Genomic DNA, 26,981 nt, shown 5'->3' on the forward strand with positions numbered 1-26,981 from the left:
GTATGGCAGGATTGATCCAGGCGACCGCCGTTTAGTGCAGTTCCTTGGGAAGCTGGTCCGCCAGTTTCTTGATGTTTTCCGCATGCGCCCTTGAGGTGATCAGCAGAGCGTCCTTGGACGATACAATAATGAGATCCTGCACACCGAGGAGCGCCACATGCTGGCCGGTCTGGGTGAAAACCAGATTGTCCGCCGCATCCAGCTGGGACAGCGCACAGTTGTGCTGGTTGTTATCCGCATCCGTTTTCAGATACTTGCCCACGGATGTCCAGTTGCCCACGTCATCCCAGTCAAAGGTGGCCTCGATGTTCAGCACCCGTGAAGCGCGCTCCATGAGCGCATAGTCAATGGAGAGCTTGGGCAGCTTGGAAAACTGCCGCATCACGGTAGCATTGAAATCCTTGGAGCCGCGCAGCTCTGAAACAAAATCCGCCAGGGCCGGACAATGGCGGGAAAGCTCGCTGAAAATGGCAGGGATGGTCCAGATGAACATGCCGGCATTCCAGGTGAAATTTCCCTGGGCAATGAAGTGCTCCGCCAGATCCGGATTGGGCTTTTCACGGAAGCGGGCCACTTCGTAGATGGCGACATCGCTGACGCCGAGCACGGAAGTGCGTTTTCCCCGCTCCACATACCCGTAGCTGGGGCAGGCCCAGGTGGGTTTGATGCCCACCGTGACCAGGCTGCTGGCGGATTCCGCCGCCTGGGCGGCGCAAAGAAGCACTTTTTGAAATTCCGCCGTGTTTTGGATCAGGTGGTCCGCAGGCAACACCATCATGGTGGCACCAGGATCCCGCGCCACGACCCAGCCGACGCCCAGGGCGATCGCAGGGGCCGTATCACGTTTTTCCGGCTCGGCGATGATGTTTTCCGCAGGAAGCTGCGGCAGCAGGGCACGCACCGCCGCCTCCTGCTGCCTGTTGGTCAGAATGACGATGTTTTCCTTCGGGACAACACCCTCAAGACGCTCCACCGTCATCTCCAGCAGGGTTTTCCCGCCGAACAGTTTCAGAAGCTGCTTGGGCAGGGCATCCCGGCTGACGGGCCAAAAACGTTGTCCGCTGCCCCCTGCTAAAATGAGGGCATATCGTGAGGGTGAGGCAGGCTGGCTCATCAAGAATCATGGAGCAATCGGGCCGTGGATCAAATTCCACTTTAGAGAATCTGCATGAATGCTATCTTGGCAATGATATGCCACCCGAGACCACCGCCGAACGCCACTACGAAACCTACGCCAGCATGATCGCTCCTGCCGCTGCAGGCTGTGCTCTGGGCATCCTCTTTGGGCGCGGCATGGGGCGTGGCACGTCCAACATCGTCTCCCTTTCCCTTCTGGCCGCCAGCGCTGCCATTGCGGCTCCGCTGATCACAGACATCGTCTCCCGCACGGCCAACCGCCCCACCTCAGCACGGGGCAGCCGCCGCCGCCTGGAAGGCATCCGCAACGGCGCCCTCCCTGATGACGGGCTGAAGGAATTTTACGTGGACTCCCCTAACCCATTGCTGCCCTGAGCTGCAGTGAGGGTGAAACTTAAAACCAGGTGAATCCGCAGCCACGTTGCTGCCGGACAAAGGAATCAACTGCCATACAACCAGCCTGAAGTGTGCTGGCGAATAACTGTGTCTGCCGCCTGAGACAGGGCTGCCAGTCCTGGCAGGTGGCGGCTTCAAAAAAACTGATTCCTACCCCATTATGAAAACATTGATCCAGTCCCTGGCATTTGCATGCCTCAGTCTTTGCGTCGTGAACACCAGCTTTGGTGCCGATGATAAAGACAAAGCCGCCAAAATGGCGGAGAAGGCCGCCGAGATGAACCACATCGCCATGAAAGATGGCAAGCTGTGGGTCATGAAAGACGGCAAGACCACTGAGCTGACCGAAACCGTCACCCTGATGGACGGCACCCAGGTCATGCAAGACGGCTCCTACATGGAGAAAGCCGGTGCTGAAAAGAAGATGCTCAAGGAAGGTGAAGCCATCACCTGGAAGGGCAAGGTGACCGACCATGACAAAGTCATGAAGGACATCGAAAAGCACAAGGAGAAGAAGGCTGCGAAAGCCGCCAAGGAAGCTGAAAAGAAATAAGCGGATGAGGCAGCTTCCCTGATGGCTTTACCTCAGGAAATCCATGCTTCCTCCATTCCACCAAGCGCGAAGGCATCCCCTTCGCGCTTGTTTTTTTTGTCTGGCCTTCTCTAAATCTTGAGTCCGAAAGGTGTAAAAAGCTCGAAAATGAGGTAGATTACAGCCAGCGCCACCAAGATGAGTCCGGGCATCTTCATGGCCTTCATGATGCGATGACTTACCGGGCCTGCAAAGTCACGGATGAGGCTTCCCCTGCTTTGACGGCGGCCTCTGCGGAAACCGTTTCTTTGCCAATCTTCGCTTCCAGATAATAGTCTCCCGCAGGGATGATGAATGAAGTGTTGGAGCTGGCGGTGATGCGGGTGCGTTTGCCCTCCAGGTTTGTTTTGGCAGTGTACACTGTCGTGTAGGATTTCACCACGGCTCCGGATGCGTCCTTGAGCGTGACATTGAGCACTCCACCCGGCAACAAAACGTGGGCTTCGGTGACCTCTCCAGCTTTCACCTCGGCCTCGGTCTCGCCAGTGACTTCGCCCCATTTGGCCTGAATGAGGTAACGTCCGGCCGGCACCTGATGATCGCTGGAGCTTCCGCCTCCGATGCGCTGGCGGCTGCCGTCCAGCTTGGCGCTTGCGGACAGAATGGTGTAATAAGCTTTCAGCGGCTCGCCTCCCTCCACCGGGGAGGCCGTCAGTTTCAGCACTCCGGCATTGGCGATCAATTCCCCCTCCGTCACCTCACCGGGCGTGACTTCGAACATGCCTTCTGCCTGGGAGCCGCCCCACTTGGCCTGCACGTGATATTCCCCGGCAGGCAGTTTGTATTCATCACCCGAGCCGCCTGCTACGCGGGGCCGGTTGCCTTTGAGGTCTTTTCCAGCCCGGGAGATGGTGAAGTAGGCCTTGAGTTTTTCTCCCCCTTCACGGGCCAGGGCTTGCAGCCGGAGAATGCCGGCATTGTAAACCAGGGTGATTTGCGGATCAGGCTCGGCCGGGACGGTGACCGCTTCCGTGATGACCGCGGTGCCCCAGGTGGCCTTCACCTGATATTTGCCAGGGGCCAGCTTGTAGCTTTCACCAGACCCGCGCGCCACCATCTTGGTCTCCCCATCTGGAGTAATGTTAAAGTAGCTCTTCACAGCTTCGCCGCCCTCTGAGAGCAGCGTGATGAAGGTCACGTTCGCCATGTCCACCTCCGGCTTGGGTGCCGGTGCCGGTGCAGGAGGCTCGGGTTTCGGAGCAGGGGCGGGCATCACCTCCGGGGCAGCCGCCTGGGGATCTGCGGTTTTGACCAGCGCTGTGGCCAGCGCATTGAGAAGGGTGGGCGCGTCAGACGCTGCCAGAAATTCACCCCCGGTCGTTTCAGCGATGCAGCGGATGGCATCCTGCTCGTCGCTCCCCAGGTCAAAACCCACCACATGAGCTGTAAAGTCAATGCCCAGGCTCTCCAGTTCCTTCACGGCCAGGCAGGGATCCTCGTCACAAGTTTCGATGCCGTCACTCACCAGGATGACCGTTGCTTTTTGTTCGGCATTTTTCAGGGCCTCCGCAGCCTGAATCAAGGAACCTGTGAGCGGGGTGCGTCCCTTGGGGATGAGAGCGTTCACGGTCTTGATGAAGGCCGTCTTGTCCACCGGGCCGGGCTGGATCAGCATCTCCATGTCCGCGCAGTCACCGCGCTTGCGATGCCCATAAACCATCAGTCCGAGATGCAGATTCGTATCCAGGCCTTCGATGATCTGCGCGACCGCAGCCCGGGCGATGTCAATCTTGGCACGTCCCTGGATCTTTCCCCACATGCTGCCGGAGCAGTCCAGGATCAATACCGCGCGTGCAGGAGTCGCCAGCTCTTGGGCGAACCCTGGATGAAGCAAGGAAACCAGTGCCAGGAGGGCTATCAGAAAACGATTTTTCATAGGTCGCAGGTGCAGTGAATGATACCCCCTTTCCGATGGCTTCGTTTCAGTATTCTCCTGAATGCAAATGATGCCCGCAGCATTGCATGGAAAAAAATCCCGGCCAGTGACTTCGACCGTATCATCGTCGGAAACAGCAATGTATTGAAAAGGATGGCAAAGCCCGCTGAAGCGCGCGCTCGCCGATGCCGGTGCGGGCGGATTTTGAAGACTGCGGCCGTCTCAGCCAGAGCGGTTGACACCGGAACCAGCCAAAAGGCATAATTAGTTAGGCGATATGTTCTCACTCTTCCGCCAGCACGCAGCGGAAGCCCACGCTGTCACTCCGGTAGTTTTCAGGATCATGCGTGCGATGGGAGGTCAGCAGTGTTTCCCGGCGTGCGCTTTTCCAGGAGCCGCCGCGCAGCACCCGCCAGTCCTTGTCCTCACGGTAGCGGTCCTGACACCATTCCCACACATTGCCGCCCAGGTCATAGAGGCCGTAGGGGTTCGGCCCGGAGGCCCGCGCATGCACCTCGCCACCGGACCAGGCATCCTGGTAGCCGGCGATGAAGTTGTCCGGGAAGTCGCCAGCCGACTCCTCCCCGCAGAGGTTGCCCGCATCCTGTGGCGGTGGCCAGGCTCTGCCCCAGGGGTAATGGCCGGGAAGGCGGTTGGATTTTTCCTCCGGTCGCCTGGTGGCTGATTCCAGATGTCCAATGCCTGCCGCGCAGCTCCATTCATGATCCGAGGGCAGGCGGTAGCGCTGTCGGAAACTGAGCCCCCCCGCCGCCCGTTCCCGTTGAGTGAGCCAGTCGCAAAAGGCCACCGCCTCCGTCCAGCTCACCTGGGTGGCGGGGCGTGCCGCATGTGAAAAAGGCTGATTCCGCGAGCGGCGAAACAGAGCCAGATGCCGCTCCTGCGTCTCCTCCCTTGCCACCAGGATGCTCCCCGTCCCCACAGGCACCTCTGCAAAGGACATGCCCAGGCTGTTGATCCAGGCCGCATGATTTACAGGCTTAGGATCCATGGAAACGCAGCCGCTGACCGCAATCATGAGCACTGTGACTGGCAGCCATCGGAAGACGGTCGGGAGACAAAAGCAGTTCATAGGTGCAACGGCCAGGATGTTCGGGAGCAAGGACCGTGATGAACCAGTGACGGCCTGGAAAATCACCCGTCAACCGATTCGTGGAGTCTGAATGCTGCTGTGACCGCGTGGGGTTTGATCATTTCCGGCAAGTATAGCCTAGCCTATTTTCAAGGATTGCCCGCCTGGTTGAGGAGCTTCTCAGAGGCCCGGCAGAACTTGGTGTCCGCCATAAAGATGGTTCATCCGCGAAGTCATGTGTGCCTTGGATATCGTGCAAAAGTCTGAATCACCAGGAAATGTGCTGCAAATGGCAACATAAAAGCACCTCATTAAAGCGGCCATAAATTATGCTTAATATGCTCATATTCAACACATTATACAGGATCCAGACACCCTCGGCACGCATCTCGCTGGAGAGAATAAGCGAGCAGGCCGCCAGTTCTTGACCGGCCTTCATTTCAAAACCTAACCAACCCACCCAAATGAAACGCATTTTCCAAATTCTCTTTCTTGCCGTGGCCGTCCTGGGTCTGTCCAGTTGTGCGACTTATGACCAAGGTTATGTCTCCTCACGTCCAGTCGGTCACTACCGCAGTTCCAGCTTGAACCAGGGGGTTCTTTATACCAGCAGCAACCGTTACTACCGGGGCAGCCCCGTCTCCTACCGGAGTTCTTCGCGCTACGGTCATCGGGATTATGGCCGTCGAGATCGTCATGACCGTTATGACCGCGACCGCCATGACGGCCACCGCAATGTCCGTTACAGCCCTCGCAGCAGCCGCAGCTCACGCAGTGCAGTGGACGCCCGCGTGAGAACCAACCTTGGAATCTTCCGTTAACGGTCAGCATTCTCAGCCAACCATATACGCATCATGAAACACCTCGTCACCCTCGGTCTCCTCACCACTCTGGCCTTGGCCGCTCCAAGTTGCAGCACCAGTGTCAATTCCAACTCCCGCGTTGGCGTTAAAAAATCCAAAGCTTCCCACAACCGTTCCGACACCAGTGTCCGGGCGAATGTGGGAACCTCCATTGGCCTGTAACCAGGAGACTTTAAAACCCCCACGGGGCGGATGGCACCAGTCCATCCGCCCCGTTTTCTTTATACTGGTGCATGACGCTGACGGAACTGCCGGGGTGTCATACCCGTGCGTTTGCGGAACTGCTGCGTAAACGCGCTCTGGTCGCAAAATCCATGGTTTAGCGCAATGTCCGCCAGGCTGTCGCCCGTATTCGTCAGCGCCTCCGCCGCTGCCTGAATGCGCATCCGTACCATCAGCTCATGCGGGGTGGTTCCCAGGGCCTCGCGCAGCTTGCGGTGAAGCTGCCGCTCGGAAACTCCGACGGCCACGGCCACATCCGCAGCGCTCAGGCTTTCATGCAGATGCGCCTGCAAATAAGCCACCGCCGCCGTCACTTCACGCGCGGTGTGTCTTGTAGCCTGCTCATCATAACGACGGCTCAGGCCCATGATGCCGATGATCTTCCCGCCCTTGCCCTGGATGGGCAGCTTGGTCGTCATGAACCAGTTCAGCACCCGCTGCTCATCCAGCCACAGTTCCAGCCGGTTCACCACCGGGCGGCCCGTGCGGATGATCTCCTGGTCATCTTTGCGAAAGGCCACGGCCACGTCCGGCGGGAAAAAATCATCATCCGTCTTGCCAACGATCTCCCGCTCACTCTTCAGCCTCAGGCGCTCCAGCTTGGCCGCATTCGCCGTGATCATCCGCCCCTGCGCGTCTTTCACAAAAAAGAACACCCCAGGCAGATGGTCGAACATCGTCCGCATCGCCTGCGGATCGGACATGCGGGAGAAAAAGTCAGTCTGGAGCCGGGGTCGGTTCATGGCAGGGATTTAACAAAAATTGGCGCTCACTCACAAGACGCAGTCCGTTTACCTCTGCTATTTCTTAAAGTCATGCGCACTCTGATTTTCTCATTGCTCACCCTCACGCCATTGCTCGGCGCGCAGGAAACCGACCTCGTCATCTATGGCGGCACACCAGCCGGCATCAGTGCCGGAGTCACCGCCGCCCGTGAAGGTGCATCCGTGGTCATCATCGAACCCACGAAGTGGATTGGAGGCATGGTCACCGGTGGCCTCAGCCGCACAGACAAAGGCAAGGAACAGACCATAGGCGGCTTTCCGCGTGAGTTCTTCACCCGCGCCGCCGCCGCCAAACCGGACACCGTCATGTGGTATGCCGAACCCAAAGTGAATCTGGCCACCTATCAGGAAATGCTGAAGGAAGCCGGGGTCAAAGTCATCACCGCCCAGTCCTTAAAATCCATCACCCAAGACGGCACCCGCATCACCAGCCTGACCACCAGCGATGGCAGCACCTACAAAGGCAAAATGTTCGTCGATGCCACCTATGAGGGCGACCTCATGGCCGCCGCCAAAGTCAGTTACATCGTGGGTCGCGAAAGCCGCGCGCAGTATGGCGAGCCACTTGCCGGCTACTACCCCATGCCCATCCGCCCGCGCACCGTGGAAGTGATGGAGAGCGATTGCCCCAGCATCGGCGGCACCGGCCCTGCCTATGTCCACGGCACCCCCATCGCCATCCCGGCCCTGGATGACGCCGGCAAACCCATCTTCGGCGTCTATGAAGATCCCAAGCTGGAACCCGGCAGCGCCGACCACCGCACCCAGGCTTATAACTTCCGCCTTTGTGTCACCCAGCGCCCGGACATCATGATCCCCTTCCCCAAGCCGGCGAACTACGAACCCCACAAATACGAGCTTCTCCTGCGCCTCATCAAAGCCTTCCCTGGCATCCGTTTTGGCCGCATCTTCCACATCGGCAGCACTTCCCATGGCAAATTTGACCTCAATGCCCAGGGCCTGTTTTCCACCGACTATCCCGGTGCGAACACCGAGTATCCCGATGGCGATGCCGCCACCCGCGCCCGCATCTGGCAGGATCACGTGGACTTCATCCAGGGCATGCTGTGGTTCCTCGGCCACGATGAGCGCGTGCCGCAAACCCTGCGCGACCAGGCCAATTCCTGGGGGCTTTGCAAAGATGAATTTGCCGATAACAACCACTGGCCCTACGCCCTCTACATCCGCGAAGGCCGCCGCATGATCGGCGAATACGTCATGATCCAGGGCGACCTGCAAAACGACATCTTCAAGGACGATTCCATCGCCATGGGCTCCTTCCTCATTGATTGCCACATCGTCCAGCGCATCGTCGCTGAGGACGGCACCGTCCGCGATGAAGGCAGCTTCCCGGATGATCCCGCCATGGCCTACCAAATCGCCTACCGCAGCCTCACGCCCAAGCGCTCCGAGTGTGAAAACCTGCTCGTCCCCGTCTGCCTTTCCGCCAGCCACATTGCCTATTGCTCCCTGCGCATGGAGCCCGTGTATATGGCGATGGGTCATGCCTCCGGCCTGGCAGCCGTGATGGCCATTCAAAGTGGCAGCTCCGTGCAGACCATTGATGTCCCAGCTTTGCGAGAAAAGTTAAAGAAACAAAAAGCCGTCATCGAACTGACGGAAATGGCCAATCTCATCCGCTCCTCCAAGCTGCCCGGCCTCGTCATGGATGACAAAGCTGCCGAGCTCATCGGAGACTGGTCCTCCAGCAATTATGGTGCCCCGGTGGATGCTACCAGCCGCCATGACAAAAACACGGACAAAGGCGAAAAAAGCATCATCTACCGTCTCCAGATCCCTGCCGATGGCAGCTACGAAGTACGCGTGTCCTATGCTCATGCGCCCAACCGCGCCACCAATGTACCCGTCACCATCCAGCACGCCAATGGCAGTGAAACCGTCTTGGTGAACCAAAAAAAGAAACCCACCGTGGAGAAAATCTTCACCAGCCTCGGCACCTTCACCTTCAGCGCCGACAAGCCCGCCATCATCACCATCAGCAACAAAGACACCGACGGCATCGTCGGCGCCGACGCCGTGCAGTTGCTGAATAAGTAAGCCGGCCCGCCAACAAGGCGTGAGGGCATCTTGCCCTCAACCTGAGGCCGGGACAGCCTCACACCTTGGATACCCAACCGGTTTCCCTGGCCTCACAATGTGACCAGGGGAACCGGTTGTTTTTTCAGCAGCCTGCGGCGTTTGTTCCTCACCTGCCTTTTATGAAAACGCTGCTCCCCTTTGCTCTGCTGCTGACCACGGCGCTGCTGTCCGCAGCCGACCCCGCCAAGCCTCTCGATCTCGGGTCCCGCTGGGAACTGTTTTTGGATGAGCATCTCATTGCCAAAAAAGAAGGCGTCTCCCTGAAGCTGCACGAACCGGTCCGCCGCGAGGTGGTGCTGACCACCGACAAGCCCTGGGAAGGCCCCACCTGCGCGTACTTTTCTGCCGTGCAGGATGGAAAAAAAGTGCGGCTTTATTATCGTGGCTCATCGGGCGGATCGGACCACTCGGCAGACCAGGTCACCTGTGTGGTGGAAAGCGAGGACGGCATCCATTTCACCCGCCCCAATCTCAACCTCATCGAAGCCGGCGGCACGAAGGAAAACAATGTCCTCTGGCGCGGTGTCGAGTCCCATAACTTCGCCGCTTTTCTCGATACCAACCCCGCTGCCAGGCCGGAGGAGCGCTTCAAGGCCCTCGGTGGCGTCAAGCAGCCCGGCAAGAACTGGCAGACTGGCGAGACTCCCGGCGGCCTCTATGCCTTTGCCTCCGCAGACGGCCTCACCTGGCGCAAGATGCGCCCGGAAACCGTCATGACCAAAGGCGCTTTTGACTCCCAAAACATCGCCTTCTGGGATGCGCCAAACAACCGCTACACCAGCTACACCCGCATCTTCAGCAACCGCACCCGCGCCATCCAGAGCAGCTCTTCACCCGACTTTCTGAGCTGGGGTGACTCCACTCAAAACCGCTATGCGGAAGACGCACCCCGGGAGCACTTTTACACCTCCGCCACCGTTCCCTGCCCGACAGCTCCGCACCTCTACCTGGCCTTTCCCAAACGCTTCGTCCAGACCCGCAAGAAGATTCCCGATCACAAGATTGGAGGCGTCTCAGACACCATCTTCATGACCAGCCGCGATGGTGTGAAGTGGGACCGGCCTTTCCTGGAAGCCTGGCTGCGCCCCGGCCCGGATCCCCTCAACTGGACGGACCGCAACAACATGGTCGCCTCCGGCATTGTCGAAACCGGCCCCGGCGAATGGTCCCTCTATGCCAGTGAGCACTACCGCTACCCCGACCACCGCCTGCGCCGCCTCACCGTCCGCAAGCAGGGTTTCGCCTCCGTCCATGCCGATGCCAGAGGCGGCGAGTTTGTGACGCCGCCGCTCACTTTTACCGGCCAAAAGCTGCTGCTCAATTACGCCACCTCCGCCAGCGGCAGCGTGCAGATCGAGATTCAGGATGCCTCCGGTCAGCCCCTCCCCGGCTTTGCATTGACAGACATGGCTGAGCTTTATGGCGATGAATTTGAAGCCGCCGCCACCTGGAAAAACGGCACTTCCCTCTCCACGCTCAACGGCCAGACCGTCCGCCTGCGCATCGTCCTGCGTGATGCTGACCTTTACGCCCTGCGATTTGCCGAATAACACTGGCTGCCGTGTTGCGCCCAGGCCTTTTTCTTTGTCCACTCCCACATGAAACTCCGCCCTTCCCGAATCCTTCGCGAACTCCGTGCCGGTCAGAATCCCACTGTCTTCAAACTCAACCTCATAGATCCGCGCATCATCGAGCTCGCCGGCCTCGCCGGGGCCTCCGCTGTGTGGCTTTGCAATGAGCACGTGCCCAATGACTGGCTGAACCTGGAGCATCAGATCCGCGCCGCCAAGCTCCATGACATGGACACCATCGTGCGCGTGAACAAAGGCGGCTACAGCGAATATGTGAAACCCTTCGAGTGCGATGCAACCGCCATCATGGTGCCTCACATCACCAGTGCCGAAGAAGCCCGCAATGTCGTGGACATGGTGCGCTGCCGCCCGCTGGGCAGCAAGGCCCTGGACGGCGGCAACATGGACGGTCTTTTCTGCCAGGTGTCCCTGGCCGACTACGTGACCCACTGCAATACCGAAAAGTTGGTTATTCTCCAGATCGAATCCCCCGAGGCCCTGGAGCAGGTGGACGAGATTGCCGCCGTCCCCGGTTATGATGCGCTCCTCTTTGGCGCGGGTGATTACAGCCACCGCGTCGGCCTGCTAGGCCAGGCCACGCATCCGGATGTCGTCGCCGCCCGCAAGCGTGTGGCCGCCGCCGCGCTGAAGCATGGCAAGCACGTCGCCGTCGCCTCCCTCTTTGGCCAGAAGGAACAGCTCATCGAAGAAGGCACCCGCATCTTCACCCTCGGTGCCGACGTGATTGAACTGGGCAATGCCCTGCGCAAAATGGTCACCAGTTTCCATGGCGATGCTCCCGCAGCCGCCGCCGATTCCGTGTACGCCTCCAAATAACCGCTGCGCTCTGCCATGCTTCCTTCCTTCTCCCTCAAAGATCACACCGTCCTGCTCACCGGAGCCGCCGGCTTGTTCGGTCGCGGACTGGCCAGCGCCCTGGCCGAGGCCGGTGCCACGCTCATCATCGCCTCCCGCAGTGCGGACAAGTTGCAGGCCGTGGCGGAGGAAGAAACCGCACGCGGCCACCGTGTCCTCGCCGAAGCTTTTGATCAGGGAGATGAAGCCTCCATCCTGGCATTGAAGTCACGCATTGAAGAAAAATTCGGCCCACTTCATGGCCTGGTCAACAACTCCGTCCTGCGCCCCATGAAAGGGGCCAATGGCAGCGTGGAGCAGTGGGAGGACTCCATGCGGGTCAATGCCACCGGCGTCATGCTCATGCACCGCCACTTCGGCAGCTCCATGGCCGCCGCCGGACGCGGCAGCATTGTGAATATCGGCAGCATCCAGGGCAGCATCGGCCCCAGTTATGAACTGTATGCAGGCACGAATATGGGCGACATGCCGCCCGATTATTTCTTCCACAAAGGCGGCATGGTCAACCTCACCCGCTTTTACGCCGCCCTCTACGGACCTAACAATGTGCGTGTCAACTGCCTCGCCCCCGGCGGTTTCTTCAACAACCAGCCCGAGCTCTTCGTCCAGCGCTACAGCGAGCACACCATGCTCAACCGCATGGCCGATAACGACGACCTGGGCGGCTCCGTCGTCTTCCTCCTCAGCGCCGCCTCCCGCTACATCACCGGCGTCAACCTCCCCGTGGATGGCGGTTACACGGCGAAGTAGAGGATGGACCTTTGATCCCGGATCCTTCATGATCGGGGCATGAAATGGATTCTGTTCGCCGTCTCCAGCCTCAGTCTCTCCGCAGCTGAGCCGCTCACCCTGCCCTTGTGGCCAGACGGTGCCCCTGGCGTGATGACCGCACCCTCGGAAGCCACGGCAGAATTCATTCGCAAGCGGTCCGGCAAGAACACCGTCACAAATGTCACCTCGCCCACCCTCACGGTATATCGCCCGGAGAAGCCGAACGGCACCAGCGTCATCGTCGCCCCCGGCGGAGCCTATGCCTTTCTCTCCGCTGTCCACGAAGGCACCCAGGTCTGCGAATGGCTGAACACCCTCGGCGTCACCGGCATCCTTCTTACCTATCGCACCCCCACCCGTGACGAACCCTCACTTCATGAAAAGCCGGTACAGGATGCACAAAGAGCACTGGAGATCATCCGCCAGCACGCTGCGGAATGGAAGCTGAACCCTGACCGCATCGGCCTCCTTGGCTTCAGTGCAGGCGGCAATCTCCTGGCCCATCTGGCCTGCCACCGGGATCTGGAAAACTATCCTCAAAATCACGATCTCAACGCCCAGAAACCGCGCCCCAACTTTGGCATCATGATCTATGGCGGTGGACTTCTGGACCCCGCCGATCCCATGAAACTGAAAGCTGGCTTCACCGTTCCTCCCGATGCCCCGCCCCTGTTCATGGCCTGTGCGAGCGATGATGGAAACAACCCCATTGCCGCCACACTGCTCTACCTCGAATACAAGAAGCACAACCTCCCCGTCGAACTTCATCTATTCTCAAAAGGCGGCCACGGCTTCGGAATGCGTGACAACGGTCACCCCATCAATGCCTGGCCCGCCCGCTGCGCCGAATGGATGGACAGCAATGGCTGGCTTCCCACCATTGCAAAACTGGATGCGGCTATTCAGAGCGCGGAAAATGAGTTGCAAACAATCCACCACAACCTCCAAAAGTTTGGATGCGCGGACGAACTGCCCATTATTCTCCGCGAGATAGCCCAGGTCAAAAGTGAACTCGCCGAATCATCAATCGCCTCTGATAGTAAGAGGCGGAAACATCTCGAAGACAAGCTGAAGGAGATGCACATGGCCGTCGAAAAACTGAAGCGAGAACTTCAGCCTTCACTCAACGCTGAGAAGTTGATTGAGACTACCAACCGCCTCAAAACCGACATCGTCCGGCTACAAGCCGAGCGCGAATGGCTCCAGCAAATCCAGCAATCTGCCTCTTCCCAATAACACACCTCACGCGTTTTTTGCCTTCACCGCTACCGCCTCGATCTCATACCGCAGTGAAGGCGGCAGGCAGTTGGTGATGGTCGTGCGGGCCGGAAAAGGCGCGCTAAAATATTCACGATACAGTTGGTTAAACGTCGTCACATCCTCCGCATCGCGCACATAGTTGCGCGTCTGCACCACATGGGCCAGATCACTGCCCGCCGCCTCCAGCACCTTGCGCAGATTTTCCACCGACCGGCGGAATTCCCCCTCAAAGCTGTCCCCCACGATCTTCCCCGTCTCATCCACTGACGCCTGCCCCGAAACAAAAATCAAATCCCCCACCACCACACTCGGGCTGAACGGCAGATGCGAGGTCGGCGTGTCCGGATTTTGCGGATAGGAAATGAGAGGATGGGTCATCATGTTATGGAGATCAGGACCTGCCATGCTGGCCTGGTTTTTCAAACTGAAATTGCCTGTGCTCTCCTTTCATCACCTTGACGTCACACCTCACGGGTGGGACAACAATGTCTCTTCACGTCACCGCGTTCCTCATGTCCCACCAGCCCCACAACATCCATGCCGGCACCCAGATTGTCACCCGGGTGAGTGTGCATGGCAGCAACAACGCCCTCATTCATCCCTGCGGAGCCGTGGGCATCGTCACGCGCACGCCTTGCGGGGAGGAGCAGCGTTACCTCATCCGTTTCCCGGACGGTTTTGAGGCCGCCCTGCTGCCTGATGAGATGGAGGTGCTCAAGCATTTCAAAGACCGGCTGGACGGAGAGTCTCCTTCGCTTCAGGACTTCTCATTGGAAGACCATGTCATCTACCGGTGCATCGTGGGTTCACGAGCTTACGGTCTGGAGACAGAGGCTTCGGACACCGATCTGCGTGGCATTTACCTCGCCCCTGCGGAGCTTCACTGGTCGCTCTACGGTGCCCCCGAACAGTTTGAAGACAATGAACAGCAGGCCTGTTATTGGGAGCTGCAAAAGTTCATCACCATGGCCCTCAAAGCCAACCCAAACATCCTGGAATGCCTCTATTCACCCCTGGTTGAAAAGGCCACGCCCATCGCCCAGGAACTCCTGGCCATGCGTGACAAGTTTCTCTCCCAGATGATCTTCCAGACCTTCAATGGGTACGCCCTCAGCCAGTTCAAAAAGATCGGGCAGGACCTCCGCAACCAGGGCCAGGTGCGCTGGAAGCATGCCATGCACCTCCTCCGCCTCCTCATGACCGGCGCCGCCACCCTGCGCGAAGGCCGCGTCCCCGTGCACGTCGGCACCCACCGCGAAGAACTCCTCGCCGTAAAGCGTGGCGAACTCACCTGGGACCAGGTGGATGCCTGGCGCCAGCGCCTGCACCGCGATTTCGAACAAGCGCTTGCCGAAACCAAACTCCCCGAAAGACCCGACTACGAAGCCGCCAACCGCGTTCTCATCACCGCCAGAACAGCCGCCGCACCTAAAACATAACGTATTCTCCACCCTCACCATGACCGATGACCCCCGCCTCCAGCGCATCACTTCCGCGCAGCCGTATCCGCTGCTGTTTGCGACCATCAGCGGCGCGCATCTGTATGGCTTCCCTTCCCCGGATTCGGATGTGGATCTGCGGGGCGCACATGTGCTGCCCTTGAAGGAAGTTCTGGGCCTGGATGCCAGACACGAAACAATAGAAGACTCCCGCATTATCGAGGGACTGGAGATGGACATCGTCAGTCACGATGTGAAGAAGTTTTTCAGCCTGCTGCTGAAGAAAAACGGTTACGTGCTGGAGCAGCTTTATTCCCCGCTCATCGTCCATACCACACCGGAACATGCTGAGCTGAAGGAGATCGCCAAAGGCTGCATCACAAGACATCATTCGCATCATTACCTGGGTTTTGTGCACACGCAGTGGGAGCTGTTTTTGAAGGAGTCCCCGCATCGTGTGAAGCCGCTGCTCTATGTCTATCGCGTGCTGCTGACCGGCATCTGGATGATGCGCACGGGCGAGGTGGAAGCGAACCTGGTCGTGCTGAATGAAACCTTCCGCCTGCCTTATCTCAATGACCTCATTGCCCTCAAGCTGACCGGACCCGAGCAGGGCACGCTGGACGATGCCAGCCTGGCCTTCCATCAAAGCGAATTCGAACGTCTCCGTGCCGAGCTCCAGTCGGCCCACGAAGCCAGCACCCTGCGCGAAACACCCGAAGAATCCGCCCGCGCCGCCATCAACGACCTCCTCATCCGCATCCGCCTCGCTCACGGGATCTGACTGTGGATCAGCCGGGCGGCCTGGGCGGCGGGCAGGTCTTTCTGATCGGGATCGGCGAGCATTTTTTGCAGGGTCGCCTTGGCATCGGTGGGGCGGTTTTCATCCAGATAGAGCCGCGCCTGATACAGATGGGCGCGGGCTTTATCCGCAGCGATGACGTAGAGGCTCAGGGCATGTTCCAGAAGGTCAATGGCCTCGGCGTTCCGGCCCTCGCTGGCGGAGAGGAGGGCGGTCAGCTCCAGCAGGTGTGGTTTGATGCGGGTCTCTGCGAGACCGGTGAGGGCCTCTTTCAGCGGGCGGCTGTCCTCACCGGAAAGGCGGATGGCGGTGCCTTGGTAGAGGGCGTAGTCGCGGTCGCGGCCGTCGCCCATGCTGGAGCCGGGGCCTTTGGCATAGGGCCGGTATAAAGGGTCCCCACAGATCACATTCATCCAGGACAGCACCGGCGTGGCATTCCAGGCGGCCTCGGCCAGAGTATAGCCTTCCAGCAGGCGCTTGTTCAAGATGTCAAAATGGACCGTCAGGCTCAAGTAGGGCTCAAAAACATTCCCCAGCGCCGCCGCCGCTCCCTGGCGCAGCAACGGTCCCACCCAGTGCCGGTCCGGCGACCGCAAGGCGGCACCGCTAAAAGAATGCAGATGGCAGGCGATGGCACCCGGCTGAAATTTAAATGACGGGCTGGAGATGGCCCCGCTCGCGTTCGTAGTGTACCAGCCGAAATAAAAGGCGGTATCCGGCAGCGGCCAGTGGTCCTGAATCACCTTCTCCGCCTTGTCCACATACACCGGAATACCTTTTTCCCGGAACAGAATGGCACTGCGGGCCAGCCAGTCCTCCCCCTCCTGATAAGCCCCGTCTTTTTGCGCCAGGTCAATGACCGCCCGTCCCCGCAAGCCGTTCGCCTCCGCCTCCAGCGAATCGTCAATCATCCGTTTCACCGTATCTGCATCCGGACCGTCAAGCCGACCCACCAGGAGGAGCCCCGGGGTGCCCTGAAACATCTGGAAGCGCATGTCCTGGCCGTAATACGGATTGCGCAGCGCACCCGCGATGGGCTGTCGCGGCAGGCCTAACAAACTAAGCTCACTGTCCACACTGGCCTCATCCTCCTGGGTGTTTTTGGGGTTTTGGGCATCCCGCTGAATTTGGAAGGGGATGCCGTGCATCAGCACCACCACCCGCACAGCCGATTCCGCCACGGTCATGGCCGGCATGGACTTGCCCGTCACGGGATCTTTTAGCTCCTGCTGTCCCAGCCGCCACCAGCCCCGGCGCACAAACTCCTCAAACAGCGGCTTGCGCAAAAGTTCGTTATACTCCTGCCGCGTCATCGAATCCTTGATCGGGCAGTCGAGCCCGATAAGCCGCTCCTTTGGAATGCCGCGCTTCTCCGCATAGTATTCCGCCAGCTCCCGCGACTGCGCAAAGTCCCGGTTATACACCACCACCGTCTCCCCGTTTAAATCCAGCGCGGGCTCCGGGTCCTGCGCGCAGAGCCAGGGTAAAAACCCGATAAGAACAGCCGCCACCAGAAGCGTCACGCCTCTCATCATGCCGCCCAAGGCCAATGGTAATCGGTCATTCGTCATTCTGAATTCGTCATTCACACATCCCAGTTCAACTCCAGCCCATCATAAGCAATTTTCACCCCCGCCGGCAGCAACGGCTCCGCCCGTGAGTGCATGATCTCGCATTGCAGATGGGTCAGATACGTGCGGCGCGGTTTCAGCCGCTCCTGCACCGCCAGAGCTTCGACAAAGTTCATGTGAGTAGGATGCTCCGTATGGCGCAGCGCATCAAGGATGAGCGTGTCCACCCCTTCCAGCGCCTCCAATGTTTCCGGCGGAATGACCTTCGCATCGGGGATGTACGCGCACAGCTTGATGTCACGCCTGCTAAACAGGTAGCCAATGGTCTCCACCTTGCCATGCTGGACCGGCAGCGGTGTGACCAGTGTTTCCCCCAGATGAAACGGGCCGTGGATGGGCTTCGGAAACGGTTTCAAATAACCCCGGTAACGGTTCTCCCCGTTAAAGGCAAAGGTGAACATGCGCTCCAGCATGGCCAGGCACGAGGGCATCCCATAAATGGGCATGAACTGGTCTGGCTCGATGGTGAACCGGCGCAGGTCGTCGAAACCCGTCAGGTGGTCCATGTGCGGATGGGTGAACAGCGCCGCATCCACCCGGCGGATGCCCGCACGCAGCACCTGGGTGCGAAAGTCCGGCCCCGTGTCCACCACCCAGCTCTGCTCCGGTGTGCGCAGCCACAGGCTGGAGCGCAGGCGGTTGTCGCGCGGATCCAGGCTGCGGCAGGTCTCGCAGTCGCAGCCGATCATCGGGATGCCGACGGAGGTGCCGGTGCCGAGGAATGTAAGCGTTAGATCTGGCATGTCAGGGTTAACGTATAGCGGTAAATTGGCCCATGGAACGCAAAGAATACAGCGAGTGATTTTTTGCCTTGCCTGAGGCTTTTTACGACTATGAAAGGAGGCATGACAGAAAGTTATCTTCAGCGATTTGGCGGCATCGCCCGGCTGTATGGCGCGCAGGCCCTGCCGCGCTTCCATGGTGCGCGGGTGGCTGTCATCGGTGTCGGCGGGGTCGGCTCCTGGGTGGTGGAGGCGCTGGCCCGCAGTGGCATCGGCTCCCTGACGCTCATGGACATGGACGATGTCTGCATCACCAACACCAACCGCCAGCTCCCCGCCCTGGCCCACACCATCGGCTATCCCAAGGTGGATGTGCTGGCCCGCCGCGTGGCCGAGATCCACCCCGAATGCCACGTCCAGGCCGTGCCGGAATTCTTCCTGGAAAGCAGTGCCGACCGCCTCCTCGCCCCCGGTTTTGACTGCTTGGTGGATGCCGTGGACAGCACGAATATCAAAGCCCTCATTATCGCCAAGGCGCGGGCGCTGGGCATTCCCGTTGTCGTTTCCGGCAGCGCCGGTGGACGGCGCGACCCGACCCAGATCAAAGTCGCCGATCTCGGCCAGGCCGGCGCCGATCCCCTCCTGCAGCAGGTGCGCCGCCGCCTGCGCGAGGCTCACGGCTTCCCCAAAAGCCCCGAAGGCAAACCCATGCACTGGGACGTGCCCTGCGTCTATTCCACGGAAAAAGCCGTCTATCCACAGCCCGATGGAACCTGCTCCACTCAGCGCGAGACGGGTACTGAAACCGGCCTCCGCCTCGATTGCGCTGCGGGCTTCGGTGCCGCCACCTTCGTCACCGGCACCTTCGGCTTCGCTCTGGCTGCGGAGGTGCTGCGGGTGCTGCTCAGTCCGTCACGGTGATTGTTGTCCCATCGGGCGCGCTGAATAACCAGCAGTAAGCAAAGAAAGCCCCATAAATCCCGCGAATGCATAAGCGAGATCACCGAGCATGAATAGCACCGGCAGGAAAATCAAATAAGGCGCACCAATGGTAGCGAAAAGGCTGGTCTTCCTCGACTTCCCTCTTTCCACTTTGCGCAGATCACGCCGGTAAAACCACCCAATTACCCACCCCGCAGGGATGCCAGCCAGGACCAGCAGCACTTGATAGAATATCAGGGGCGAATTCATCCTTGATCATTTCTTCATCCTACAGGCGTCAGCACCACCTTCTGCACATCCAGCACGGCCGATTTCACCTTGTTCACCGGATTGATCTGCAAGCGCTGCTTGCCCGGGGCCTTGATCTCGATCTCGCCCAGCGGGACGTCCTGCCAGTTTTGAAATCCGCCCGTGTCCTGCGTGGTGAATTTCAGCGTCTGGTCGGCATGCTTCACCTCCACCTCGCTGCCGTGGTTACCCCCGCCGCAGCCGTGGCTCACCGTCACCTTGTAGCGGCCGGGCTGGGCCACTTCAAATTCCCATTCCGCCAGATCCTCTTCGGAGGTCCAGAAGCCCAGGCAGTTCTTTTCCGGCTTCGGCTCATAACGCATGTTCTCAGACCAAGTGATCGCATTTTTCGCCTCCAGGAGAATGCTACCATCCTCCGCCTGTTTCGGCATTTCCCCCTCACAGGTGGGGATGAGGGCGATTTCGTGGATCGTGAAGCTCGCGTCTTCAGTCGGCGGCGTCAGCAGTGAAAAAGGCACATCCCCCGGCTGCGGAATGTACAAGTCCCCCAGATACGTTTTACGGGGCTTGGGGGAGGACGAAAGAGACTTCTTCACCACCAGCTCCCCCATGCGAAACTGCATGCCCAGCGCCGCCCGGTTCAGCGTGTAGGTCAGCCGAACCTGATAACGGCCCCAGCGCTTCGCCTTAAATTTGGTACCCGTATAGGTCTCCCAATGCGCCCCGTTGCTGTGATCCCAGCTGTCCGGACCCATCACGATGATTCCCCGGCTCGGCATGTCTTTGCGCTCCAGCGGCTCATCACTGCCGAAGCCGGCAATGTCCACCGCCTCAGGGAACGTGGTCTCCGCCATCACCGGCTTTTCCTCGGCGGGTACCTCCTTCTTTTCAGAGGTTTCTTCGGCATTTGCCACCGCCTGGGTTTTCTCAGGCTGATTCACCTCCGTCTTGGCGGGAGCCTCTTCAGCGGTTTTCGTGGCGGCCTTGGGTCCGCAGGAGGCCAGGCTCAGCGCCAGAGGGATAACAAGAAATGAAAGGGGCTTACGAATCATGATAAATGGGGAAGAAGCATCGCTGCCGGATGTCAAAAACCGTCAGGGCGTGCCTCTGCAACGGGCGAAGCCCACCCTTCTTTAGCCTGAATCGCCTCCTATTGGCGATAAAAATAGGGAAAACAAAATCCAAGCTCCTTATCGAAAGAGTCTGGCCTTTCACGACGATTCACTGGCATACCAGTGCGATATCATATGTCCCGTCCCCTGTTATCCACCGCTTCGCCGACCGATTCCCTCGCCCCGGTCCGCTTGCAATCCCGCGCTTATTCGGAGCTGCGCCGCCTCATCGTCTCTGGTGAATTCCCCCCCGGCACTTTCCTCTCGGAGCGCCAGCTCGCCGCCCAGCTCGGCATGAGCAAGACCCCCGTCCACGTCGCCCTGGAGCGCTTGGAGTCGGAGGGTTTTGTCACCATCTCCGCCCAGCAGGGCATCGTCGTACGGGGCCTCAGCGTGGATGACATCGTGGACCACTACGAGCTCCGTGAAGCCGTGGAATCCTGGGTCGTCCGCCGCCTCGCTGGAAAGCTGAATCCCGCCCAGCAGGCCGAATTGCAGGCCAATCTCCAGCACCAGCACGAGGCCCTCGCCACCTGGGATATGGTGCGGCTCATGCACTTGGATGAGCAGATGCACTACCTCCTCTGCTCCTACCTGAACAACCGCGAAATCGCCTCTACCATGGAGCGCCTGCGCGATAAAATTCACCAGGTCATCCTCCGCGTCACCGAAACTGACCGCACCCGCCCGGCCGAAAGCACCGCCGAGCACGTCCGCATCATCCAAGCCATACTCGACGGCGAACCGGACCTCGCCGCCCGCCTCATGACCGAGCATCTGGAGGCCGGCAAACGCCGCATTCTCAATCCCGAACGCTTCTCCCGCTGATGCGCCATTTCCTTCCAGTGCTGCTTCTGGCCACCCCGCTCAGCCTCGCAGCGGCCACCCCGGATTTCACCCAAGACATACTCCCCATCTTCCAGCAGCACTGCCTGGACTGCCACGGCCCGGACAAGCAGAGCGGCGGCATGCGCTTTGACCAAAAGCACGTCCCCCTCGCCGGCGGCGATTCCGGCACGCCCGCCATCACCCCTGGCCAGCCAGAGCACAGCCAGATGCTCCAGCGCCTCACCTCGTCCAGCAAGGACGACCAGATGCCGCCAAAGGGCGTCCGCCTGGCGCCTGAAAAGATCGCCCTCTTCCGCCAATGGATCGCCGCTGGTGCGCCCTGGCCAGAATCGGATTCGCCCAGCATCGCCTCATCAGAAACCAAACCCGCCTCCACCCACTGGTCTTTCCAGCCCCTCAGCGACCCCACACCGCCTAACGTCAAGGATGAAAACTGGCCGCTGAATCCCATAGATCGTTTCATCCTCGCCCGCCTCGAAGCCGAAGGCCTCACCCCCGCTCCCGATGCCACCCCCGCCGCCCTCATCCGCCGCGCCACCTACGACCTCACCGGCCTCCCCCCCTGCCCCGAAGAAGTCCGCTCCTTTATCGGGGAGACCTCTGAAAATTCGTCATTCGACATTCGTCATTCGTCATTTGAATCCCTCATCACCCGCCTCCTCCAAAGCCCCCGCTACGGTGAGCGCTGGGGCCGCCACTGGATGGACTGGGTGCGCTACGCCGACACCGCCGGCGACAACTCCGACTACCCCATTCCCCAGGCCTACCTCTACCGGAACTACATCATCCAGTCCTTCAACGACGACGTGCCGTATGACCGCTTCCTCACCGAGCAACTCGCCGGAGATCTCCTTCCCACCAGCAGCCAGCAGGAAAAAAACCGCCTCACCATCGCCACCGGCTACCTGGCCATGGCCCGCCGATTCGGCTCCCTCGTGGAGCGTTACCCGCAGCACCTCACCATTGAGGACACGCTGGATAATCTTGGCCGCACTGTCATGGGCCTAACATTGAGTTGCGCACGCTGCCACGACCACAAGTTCGACCCTGTCTCCACCCGCGACTACTACGGCCTGTACGGCATCTTTGCCAGCACCCGCTACCCCATGCCCGGCCTGGAGCTCTTCCAGACGCAGAACGACTTCATCCCCCTCGTCCCCGAAAAAGAAGCCGCCCAAAAGCTCCAGCCCTTCCAAAAAGAAACCGCCCGGCTCACCGCCGAAATGGAAAAGCTGCTCGCCGCCTGTGAGGACAAGGCCGTGGAAAATGCCCGCCGCGAGCGCGACGCCACCCTGGATGAACAGCGCCGCATGAAGGGCGACCTGGACCGCATGATGCTCAAGGCCCGCAAGGCCGGCGAAAACCTCGCCAAGCATCTGAAGACCCTCCCCGTCATCCCCACCGCCTATGCCGTCCAGGACCGGCAGCCCGTCAATGCCCGCATCCAGATCAAAGGCGAGCCCGACCGCCCCGGTGCTGAAGTTCCCCGCAAGTTTCTGGACATCCTCGGCGGCCAGCCATTGCCCCCGGAGGCCGCACAGACCAGCGGCCGTCTCCAGCTCGCCCAGTGGCTTACCCATCCGGAAAATCCCCTCACCTCCCGCGTCATCGTCAACCGCATCTGGCAACGCCATTTCGGCAGGGGCCTCGTCCCCACCACCAGCGATTTCGGCCTGCGTGGCGAGCCCCCCAGCCACCCTGAACTGCTCGACTGGCTCGCCCGCGACTTCATCCGCAGCGGCTGGTCCATCAAGCACCTGCACCGCCTCATCATGACCTCCCGCACCTACCGTCTGTCCAGCCAGGACCGGCAGGAAAACCTCGCCGCCGATCCGTCCAACACCCTCCACTGGAAGTTCAGCCGCCAGCGCCTGGATGCCGAAGCCATCCGCGATACCCTCCTCCTCATCAGCGGCGCGCTGGATCCCGCCCCGCAGACGCATCCCTACCCCATCCCGCCCGCCAAAGACTGGAAATATACCCAGCATCACCCCTTCAAGGACGATTACCCCAGCAACAAACGCAGCGTCTATCTCATGACCAAGCGCCTCACCGCCAAGCCCTACTTCCAGACCTTTGATGGCGCCGATGCCAACGTCTGCACCACCACCCGCGACAGCTCCGTCACCGCCCTCCAGGCCCTCTACTTCGTCAACGACTCCTTCGTCCACGAGCAGGCCCGCCTCACTGCCCAAAACCTCCTGGCTAACCAAAAGGACGACCACACCCGCCTCCATCATCTCTTCCTCACCCTCCTCTCCCGCGAACCGACCCCCGAAGAAACCACCCTCCTCCTCTCCCACCTCCAAAAAGTCCGCCAAACCGCCGCCAGCGATACCGACCATGAAGCCTGGTCCAGCCTCACCCGCAGCCTCTTCCGCCTGAACGAGTTCCTCTATCTCGATTAAACTGTCATGATGAAAGCATCACTAAAGCCAAACTGGAAATCAGGTTTCTCCGGCTTTGCTGCCATGACCATGTTGGTGATAGCCCTGGCTCACGCAGCCTTGCTTATTCCTTCAAACCTAAATAAGTCTCAGCCATTGGATGCCTTGGCAGCTTTGGGAATGGAATTGATCTTTGCAGTGCCTGCCTTGCTTTATTTAATCGGCTTCACTTGGATGCGTTATGTGGTCTCCGTGCAGTGTTTTCTTTTGCTACCCCTTTGGTTACTTTCACCAGTAGTACTGCACTCTATTGAGCGAACACCATTATTCTGGCTGGTTTGGACACTAAGCCTAATGGCCATCCTTTTCAGCGCCTTTGTCAATTCCGTCCCACCTCGAATCAAGAGATAACATGCACTCCCATTGGTAAAACAGCCCCGATCACCCACGACCTCCCCCTCGCCCCAGGAACTGGGGTTGCGAAGCCGCGAAGCGAAAGGGCCAGGGGTGAGGGGCCGTCCGCCTCACCCAATACCTCCACCCCGCCATGCACTCCCGCCGCACCATCCTCCGCTCCCTCTTCAGCAGCTCCCTGCTGATGCCCGGCATGCTGTCCGAGCTGCTCGCGGCGGACGATCCTCTCTCCCCGCGCCGCTCCCACACGAAGGCGAAGGCCAAGCGCGTCATCATGATCTACGCCACCGGCGGCGTCTCCCACATTGATTCCTTTGACCCCAAACCCATCGTCAAAGGCCGCGACGGCACCGGCTCCGACAAATTGATGGGGAACATCTTCGGCGCCCAGCCTAACCAAAAATGCGGCACTTTCGTCTCCGACATCTTCCCGCACATTCGCAATGTGATGGAGGACATCTGCGTCATCCGCAGCATGAAGGCCTCCCACTTCGACCATTCTGAGGCTACCCTCGGTTTTCACACCGGCTCCCCCACCTTCGCGCGGCCCAGCATGGGCTCCTGGGTCAGCTACGGCCTCGGCAGCTTCAATCAAAACCTCCCCGGCTTCATCGTCATCGCCCCGCACCTGCCCTATGGCGGCACCCAGGTCTATGCCAGCGACTTCCTGCCCGCCATCCACCAGGGCACCCGCGTCTTCCCTGGCGATGATCCCATCGCCAACCTGCGCGCGCCGCAGGGCACCCAGGATTTGCAGAACCTGGAGTTAGGCCTCGTCGAGACACTCAACCGCCGTCACTTCAAAACCCGCCAGCACGACACCGCCCTGGCCGCCCGCATCAAGTCCTTCGAGACCGCCTTCCAGATGCAGCAGGCCGCCCCGGAAGCCTTTGATCTCACCCAGGAGCCCGCCCACATCCGCCGCCTCTACGGCCTGGACCGCAAGACCAAAGGTCCCGCCTCCGAATTCGGCTGGCAGTGCCTCGTCGCCCGCCGCCTCGCCGAGCGCGGCGTCCGTTTCATCGAGCTCATTGACACCGGCTCCCGCCCCAACTGGGACTCCCACGGCGAGATGAAAGACCACGCCGACCTCGCCTACAACGTGGACCAGCCCATCGCCGCCCTCATCACCGACCTCAAGCAGCGCGGCATGCTGGAGGAGACCATCGTCCTCTGGGCCACCGAGTTTGGCCGCACCCCCACCCGCGAAGGCAAAAACGGCCGTGGCCATCATCGCGACTGCTTCTCCATCTGGCTCGCCGGCGGCGGCTTCAAAGGCGGCCACGTCCATGGTGCCACCGACGACATCGGCAAATATCCAATCGAAGCTCCTGTCGAAGTCCACGACCTCCACGCCACCATCCTCCACCAGCTCGGCATGGACCACGAAAAGCTCACCTTCCGCCACGCCGGCCGCGACTTCCGCCTCACCGACGTCCATGGCCACCTCATTCAAAACATCCTGAGCTGAAGCACGGTCCCCATCATTCCGCGCCGTCCTTTGTTCCCCCACATCCCCCGATAACATCCCCTTCCCGCGTCCGTAAATCATCGGATGCCTCTCTCCCGCCGCTCACTCCTTTCCCAGCTTCCGCTCGCCGCCCTCGCCAGCAGCTTTCACATCGGCTCCCGCGCCCAGTCCGCCAAGGAAATCTGGAGAACCGGCAACCCCACCATTGATACTCCGCGCGAGATCGCCCTGGGTCTGCTCAAGCCCACCCAGGCCCAGCTCGAGCACGCCTGGGAACTGCACTTTGGCTCCGTCATTTTTGAATCCTACGGCTTCATGCCGGGCAATGCCCTCGATTCCGAAAAGTTCAACCAGGCCATCCGCGAAGGCGCTTCTTCATCCGAACTCACCGATCTCCGGGAGTCCATGTCGAAGACCACCAGCATCTACAACGAGCGTGATCGCGAAGAGTTTTTCCAGGCCTTCAAGGCCTCCGGCGTCACCTGCATTTTCCAAAACTCCGGCGAGGAAGGCAACGACCCCATGCGCCTCATCAAACGCCTGGCCTACGTCACCAAGGCCACCGATGCCCTCAAGCCCGCCTTTTCGAAAGTCACCACCGCCGAAGAAATCATCGCCCTCAAAAAAGCCGGTCACGTCGGCATCTGCATGACCACTAATGGCGTCCCTCTGCGCATGGAGTGGGAAAGCGTCCGCGACGAGCTGCGTCTCGTTCGCATCTTTCATGACCTCGGCGTGCGCATGATGCACGTCACCTACAACCGCCGCAATCCCCTCGGCGATGGCGCAGGCGAGCCGCATGACGGCGGCCTCAGTGACTTTGGCAAAGCCGCCGTGGCCGAGATGAACAAGACCGGCGTCATCGTGGACGTCGCCCACAGCGGCTGGAAAACCGCCGAAGAAGCCGCCAAGGCCTCCGCCAAACCCATGGTCGCCAGCCACACCACCTGTGGCGGCGTTTACTCCCATTTCCGGGGCAAGCCCGACAGCGCCATCCGCGCCATCTGCGATACCGACGGCCTCGTCGGCATGTGCTGCATCTCCCGTTTTCTTGGCGGCAAAGGCGACATCACCTCCCTCATGGACCACCTGGATTACCTCATCAAAACCTTCGGCCCCCAATACGCCGCCATCGGCTGCGATGTCGCCTACCGGTCCCGTTTTGAAAAAGAGGAAAACGCCAAAATCCTCCGTCGTCCCGATGGCTCCATGCCCTATGGCGGCAGCGGCGACCGCTGGGAGCACCTCTGGCCCCAGGACGACTTCAAAACCACCATCGAGGCCGAGCGCAGCATCGCCTGGACCAACTGGCCCCTCTTCACCCTCGGCCTGATCCAGCGCGGCCACAGCGACGACACCATCCGCCAGGTCCTCGGCGGCAACATGCTCCGCGTGCTAAAGGCGAACGCCGTCTAGAACTGTAC

At 60.1% G+C, this 26,981-nt stretch carries 26 protein-coding genes; 17 read left to right on the forward strand and 9 right to left on the reverse strand.

Annotated elements, in window-relative coordinates:
* Nucleotides 1–31: 31 nt before the first annotated feature.
* The gene (locus WJU23_RS20280; RefSeq protein ID WP_346334447.1) at nucleotides 32–1,114 is read right to left on the reverse strand and encodes a mannose-1-phosphate guanylyltransferase; all 1,083 of its coding nucleotides are present in this window, start codon (nucleotides 1,112–1,114) and stop codon (nucleotides 32–34) included.
* A gap of 77 nt (nucleotides 1,115–1,191) precedes the next feature.
* Here WJU23_RS20280 and WJU23_RS20285 point away from each other — a divergent pair, with 77 nt between their 5' ends.
* Both WJU23_RS20285 and WJU23_RS20290 read left to right on the forward strand, forming a co-directional pair.
* Nucleotides 1,192–1,512, forward strand: coding sequence for a hypothetical protein (locus tag WJU23_RS20285; RefSeq protein ID WP_346334448.1), 321 nt, complete (start codon nucleotides 1,192–1,194; stop codon nucleotides 1,510–1,512).
* Nucleotides 1,513–1,693: 181 nt separating this feature from the next.
* On the forward strand, nucleotides 1,694–2,086 hold the full coding sequence (locus tag WJU23_RS20290) for a DUF6799 domain-containing protein (RefSeq protein ID WP_346334449.1): 393 nt from the start codon (nucleotides 1,694–1,696) through the stop codon (nucleotides 2,084–2,086).
* Between the two features lie 217 nt (nucleotides 2,087–2,303).
* Here WJU23_RS20290 and WJU23_RS20295 read toward each other — a convergent pair whose 3' ends face one another.
* Nucleotides 2,304–4,001, reverse strand: coding sequence for a VWA domain-containing protein (locus tag WJU23_RS20295; RefSeq protein ID WP_346334450.1), 1,698 nt, complete (start codon nucleotides 3,999–4,001; stop codon nucleotides 2,304–2,306).
* 283 nt (nucleotides 4,002–4,284) lie between these two features.
* Nucleotides 4,285–5,010, reverse strand: a complete 726-nt coding sequence (locus WJU23_RS20300) for an SUMF1/EgtB/PvdO family nonheme iron enzyme (protein WP_346334451.1) — start codon at nucleotides 5,008–5,010, stop codon at nucleotides 4,285–4,287.
* A 545-nt stretch (nucleotides 5,011–5,555) separates the two neighbouring features.
* Between WJU23_RS20300 and WJU23_RS20305 the strand changes: the two genes are divergently transcribed.
* Nucleotides 5,556–5,912, forward strand: a complete 357-nt coding sequence (locus tag WJU23_RS20305; protein WP_346334452.1) for a hypothetical protein — start codon at nucleotides 5,556–5,558, stop codon at nucleotides 5,910–5,912.
* Between the two features lie 33 nt (nucleotides 5,913–5,945).
* The gene (locus WJU23_RS20310) at nucleotides 5,946–6,116 is read left to right on the forward strand and encodes a hypothetical protein (RefSeq protein WP_346334453.1); all 171 of its coding nucleotides are present in this window, start codon (nucleotides 5,946–5,948) and stop codon (nucleotides 6,114–6,116) included.
* Nucleotides 6,117–6,175: 59 nt separating this feature from the next.
* On the opposite strand, the gene WJU23_RS20315 is transcribed toward WJU23_RS20310, so the two are convergent.
* Nucleotides 6,176–6,919 (reverse strand): AraC family transcriptional regulator, encoded by a 744-nt coding sequence (locus tag WJU23_RS20315; RefSeq protein ID WP_346334454.1) that lies wholly within the window; start codon nucleotides 6,917–6,919, stop codon nucleotides 6,176–6,178.
* A gap of 72 nt (nucleotides 6,920–6,991) precedes the next feature.
* Between WJU23_RS20315 and WJU23_RS20320 the strand changes: the two genes are divergently transcribed.
* The 5 genes from WJU23_RS20320 to WJU23_RS20340 all read left to right on the forward strand — a co-directional run bounded on the left by WJU23_RS20320 (nucleotide 6,992) and on the right by WJU23_RS20340 (nucleotide 13,515).
* The gene (locus tag WJU23_RS20320; RefSeq protein ID WP_346334455.1) at nucleotides 6,992–9,019 is read left to right on the forward strand and encodes an FAD-dependent oxidoreductase; all 2,028 of its coding nucleotides are present in this window, start codon (nucleotides 6,992–6,994) and stop codon (nucleotides 9,017–9,019) included.
* 161 nt (nucleotides 9,020–9,180) lie between these two features.
* Complete coding sequence (locus tag WJU23_RS20325) at nucleotides 9,181–10,611, forward strand: hypothetical protein (RefSeq protein WP_346334456.1); 1,431 nt, start codon at nucleotides 9,181–9,183, stop codon at nucleotides 10,609–10,611.
* Between the two features lie 48 nt (nucleotides 10,612–10,659).
* Entirely contained in the window at nucleotides 10,660–11,469 is an 810-nt protein-coding gene (locus WJU23_RS20330; protein WP_346334457.1) for an aldolase/citrate lyase family protein, read from the forward strand.
* A 15-nt stretch (nucleotides 11,470–11,484) separates the two neighbouring features.
* Nucleotides 11,485–12,258: an SDR family oxidoreductase gene (locus WJU23_RS20335; RefSeq protein ID WP_346334458.1), complete on the forward strand. Its 774-nt coding sequence runs from the start codon at nucleotides 11,485–11,487 to the stop codon at nucleotides 12,256–12,258.
* Between the two features lie 39 nt (nucleotides 12,259–12,297).
* Nucleotides 12,298–13,515 (forward strand): alpha/beta hydrolase fold domain-containing protein, encoded by a 1,218-nt coding sequence (locus WJU23_RS20340; protein ID WP_346334459.1) that lies wholly within the window; start codon nucleotides 12,298–12,300, stop codon nucleotides 13,513–13,515.
* A gap of 6 nt (nucleotides 13,516–13,521) precedes the next feature.
* Here the strand turns inward: WJU23_RS20340 and WJU23_RS20345 are convergent, their stop codons facing one another.
* Nucleotides 13,522–13,917 (reverse strand): RidA family protein, encoded by a 396-nt coding sequence (locus WJU23_RS20345; RefSeq protein ID WP_346334593.1) that lies wholly within the window; start codon nucleotides 13,915–13,917, stop codon nucleotides 13,522–13,524.
* A 134-nt stretch (nucleotides 13,918–14,051) separates the two neighbouring features.
* Between WJU23_RS20345 and WJU23_RS20350 the strand changes: the two genes are divergently transcribed.
* Both WJU23_RS20350 and WJU23_RS20355 read left to right on the forward strand, forming a co-directional pair.
* Nucleotides 14,052–14,978 carry a nucleotidyltransferase domain-containing protein gene (locus tag WJU23_RS20350; RefSeq protein WP_346334460.1) on the forward strand — a complete coding sequence of 309 codons (927 nt, stop codon included), beginning with the start codon at nucleotides 14,052–14,054 and terminating at the stop codon, nucleotides 14,976–14,978.
* Nucleotides 14,979–14,997: 19 nt separating this feature from the next.
* Nucleotides 14,998–15,762: a nucleotidyltransferase domain-containing protein gene (locus WJU23_RS20355; protein ID WP_346334461.1), complete on the forward strand. Its 765-nt coding sequence runs from the start codon at nucleotides 14,998–15,000 to the stop codon at nucleotides 15,760–15,762.
* Here WJU23_RS20355 and WJU23_RS20360 read toward each other — a convergent pair.
* Together WJU23_RS20360 and WJU23_RS20365 are read right to left on the reverse strand one after the other, a co-directional pair.
* Entirely contained in the window at nucleotides 15,750–17,351 is a 1,602-nt protein-coding gene (locus WJU23_RS20360; RefSeq protein ID WP_346334462.1) for a TIGR03790 family protein, read from the reverse strand. The genes WJU23_RS20355 and WJU23_RS20360 overlap by 13 nt on opposite strands.
* Nucleotides 17,352–17,365: 14 nt before the next feature.
* Entirely contained in the window at nucleotides 17,366–18,154 is a 789-nt protein-coding gene (locus WJU23_RS20365; RefSeq protein WP_346334463.1) for an MBL fold metallo-hydrolase, read from the reverse strand.
* Nucleotides 18,155–18,256: 102 nt separating this feature from the next.
* On the opposite strand from WJU23_RS20365, the gene WJU23_RS20370 reads away from it, so the two are divergent.
* Nucleotides 18,257–19,054, forward strand: a complete 798-nt coding sequence (locus WJU23_RS20370; protein ID WP_346334464.1) for a tRNA threonylcarbamoyladenosine dehydratase — start codon at nucleotides 18,257–18,259, stop codon at nucleotides 19,052–19,054.
* On the opposite strand, the gene WJU23_RS20375 is transcribed toward WJU23_RS20370, so the two are convergent.
* Nucleotides 19,046–19,324 carry a hypothetical protein gene (locus WJU23_RS20375; RefSeq protein ID WP_346334465.1) on the reverse strand — a complete coding sequence of 93 codons (279 nt, stop codon included), beginning with the start codon at nucleotides 19,322–19,324 and terminating at the stop codon, nucleotides 19,046–19,048. The genes WJU23_RS20370 and WJU23_RS20375 overlap by 9 nt on opposite strands.
* Before the next feature lie 14 nt (nucleotides 19,325–19,338).
* Nucleotides 19,339–20,376 (reverse strand): hypothetical protein, encoded by a 1,038-nt coding sequence (locus WJU23_RS20380; RefSeq protein ID WP_346334466.1) that lies wholly within the window; start codon nucleotides 20,374–20,376, stop codon nucleotides 19,339–19,341.
* A gap of 195 nt (nucleotides 20,377–20,571) precedes the next feature.
* On the opposite strand from WJU23_RS20380, the gene WJU23_RS20385 reads away from it, so the two are divergent.
* From WJU23_RS20385 to WJU23_RS20405, 5 genes are all read left to right on the forward strand, one after another.
* Nucleotides 20,572–21,264 carry a GntR family transcriptional regulator gene (locus tag WJU23_RS20385; protein ID WP_346334467.1) on the forward strand — a complete coding sequence of 231 codons (693 nt, stop codon included), beginning with the start codon at nucleotides 20,572–20,574 and terminating at the stop codon, nucleotides 21,262–21,264.
* Entirely contained in the window at nucleotides 21,264–23,693 is a 2,430-nt protein-coding gene (locus tag WJU23_RS20390) for a PSD1 and planctomycete cytochrome C domain-containing protein (RefSeq protein ID WP_346334468.1), read from the forward strand. The genes WJU23_RS20385 and WJU23_RS20390 overlap by 1 nt, the downstream gene beginning before the upstream one ends.
* Before the next feature lie 6 nt (nucleotides 23,694–23,699).
* Nucleotides 23,700–24,083 carry a hypothetical protein gene (locus WJU23_RS20395; protein WP_346334469.1) on the forward strand — a complete coding sequence of 128 codons (384 nt, stop codon included), beginning with the start codon at nucleotides 23,700–23,702 and terminating at the stop codon, nucleotides 24,081–24,083.
* Nucleotides 24,084–24,219: 136 nt separating this feature from the next.
* Nucleotides 24,220–25,557 (forward strand): DUF1501 domain-containing protein, encoded by a 1,338-nt coding sequence (locus WJU23_RS20400; RefSeq protein WP_346334470.1) that lies wholly within the window; start codon nucleotides 24,220–24,222, stop codon nucleotides 25,555–25,557.
* Nucleotides 25,558–25,641: 84 nt separating this feature from the next.
* The gene (locus WJU23_RS20405) at nucleotides 25,642–26,973 is read left to right on the forward strand and encodes a membrane dipeptidase (protein ID WP_346334471.1); all 1,332 of its coding nucleotides are present in this window, start codon (nucleotides 25,642–25,644) and stop codon (nucleotides 26,971–26,973) included.
* The last annotated feature ends 8 nt before the right edge of the window (nucleotides 26,974–26,981 follow it).

Source organism: Prosthecobacter sp. SYSU 5D2 (assembly GCF_039655865.1).
Lineage (GTDB): Bacteria > Verrucomicrobiota > Verrucomicrobiia > Verrucomicrobiales > Verrucomicrobiaceae > Prosthecobacter.

Bases quoted from the DNA above. Each gene is read 5' to 3' on its own strand.
- WJU23_RS20280 (WP_346334447.1), bottom strand. From the start codon at position 1,114: ATGAGCCAGCCTGCCTCACCCTCACGATATGCCCTCATTTTAGCAGGG.
- WJU23_RS20285 (WP_346334448.1), top strand. From the start codon at position 1,192: ATGCCACCCGAGACCACCGCCGAACGCCACTACGAAACCTACGCCAGC.
- WJU23_RS20290 (WP_346334449.1), top strand. From the start codon at position 1,694: ATGAAAACATTGATCCAGTCCCTGGCATTTGCATGCCTCAGTCTTTGC.
- WJU23_RS20295 (WP_346334450.1), bottom strand. From the start codon at position 4,001: ATGAAAAATCGTTTTCTGATAGCCCTCCTGGCACTGGTTTCCTTGCTT.
- WJU23_RS20300 (WP_346334451.1), bottom strand. From the start codon at position 5,010: ATGGATCCTAAGCCTGTAAATCATGCGGCCTGGATCAACAGCCTGGGC.
- WJU23_RS20305 (WP_346334452.1), top strand. From the start codon at position 5,556: ATGAAACGCATTTTCCAAATTCTCTTTCTTGCCGTGGCCGTCCTGGGT.
- WJU23_RS20310 (WP_346334453.1), top strand. From the start codon at position 5,946: ATGAAACACCTCGTCACCCTCGGTCTCCTCACCACTCTGGCCTTGGCC.
- WJU23_RS20315 (WP_346334454.1), bottom strand. From the start codon at position 6,919: ATGAACCGACCCCGGCTCCAGACTGACTTTTTCTCCCGCATGTCCGAT.
- WJU23_RS20320 (WP_346334455.1), top strand. From the start codon at position 6,992: ATGCGCACTCTGATTTTCTCATTGCTCACCCTCACGCCATTGCTCGGC.
- WJU23_RS20325 (WP_346334456.1), top strand. From the start codon at position 9,181: ATGAAAACGCTGCTCCCCTTTGCTCTGCTGCTGACCACGGCGCTGCTG.
- WJU23_RS20330 (WP_346334457.1), top strand. From the start codon at position 10,660: ATGAAACTCCGCCCTTCCCGAATCCTTCGCGAACTCCGTGCCGGTCAG.
- WJU23_RS20335 (WP_346334458.1), top strand. From the start codon at position 11,485: ATGCTTCCTTCCTTCTCCCTCAAAGATCACACCGTCCTGCTCACCGGA.
- WJU23_RS20340 (WP_346334459.1), top strand. From the start codon at position 12,298: ATGAAATGGATTCTGTTCGCCGTCTCCAGCCTCAGTCTCTCCGCAGCT.
- WJU23_RS20345 (WP_346334593.1), bottom strand. From the start codon at position 13,917: ATGACCCATCCTCTCATTTCCTATCCGCAAAATCCGGACACGCCGACC.
- WJU23_RS20350 (WP_346334460.1), top strand. From the start codon at position 14,052: ATGTCCCACCAGCCCCACAACATCCATGCCGGCACCCAGATTGTCACC.
- WJU23_RS20355 (WP_346334461.1), top strand. From the start codon at position 14,998: ATGACCGATGACCCCCGCCTCCAGCGCATCACTTCCGCGCAGCCGTAT.
- WJU23_RS20360 (WP_346334462.1), bottom strand. From the start codon at position 17,351: ATGACGAATGACCGATTACCATTGGCCTTGGGCGGCATGATGAGAGGC.
- WJU23_RS20365 (WP_346334463.1), bottom strand. From the start codon at position 18,154: ATGCCAGATCTAACGCTTACATTCCTCGGCACCGGCACCTCCGTCGGC.
- WJU23_RS20370 (WP_346334464.1), top strand. From the start codon at position 18,257: ATGACAGAAAGTTATCTTCAGCGATTTGGCGGCATCGCCCGGCTGTAT.
- WJU23_RS20375 (WP_346334465.1), bottom strand. From the start codon at position 19,324: ATGAATTCGCCCCTGATATTCTATCAAGTGCTGCTGGTCCTGGCTGGC.
- WJU23_RS20380 (WP_346334466.1), bottom strand. From the start codon at position 20,376: ATGATTCGTAAGCCCCTTTCATTTCTTGTTATCCCTCTGGCGCTGAGC.
- WJU23_RS20385 (WP_346334467.1), top strand. From the start codon at position 20,572: ATGTCCCGTCCCCTGTTATCCACCGCTTCGCCGACCGATTCCCTCGCC.
- WJU23_RS20390 (WP_346334468.1), top strand. From the start codon at position 21,264: ATGCGCCATTTCCTTCCAGTGCTGCTTCTGGCCACCCCGCTCAGCCTC.
- WJU23_RS20395 (WP_346334469.1), top strand. From the start codon at position 23,700: ATGATGAAAGCATCACTAAAGCCAAACTGGAAATCAGGTTTCTCCGGC.
- WJU23_RS20400 (WP_346334470.1), top strand. From the start codon at position 24,220: ATGCACTCCCGCCGCACCATCCTCCGCTCCCTCTTCAGCAGCTCCCTG.
- WJU23_RS20405 (WP_346334471.1), top strand. From the start codon at position 25,642: ATGCCTCTCTCCCGCCGCTCACTCCTTTCCCAGCTTCCGCTCGCCGCC.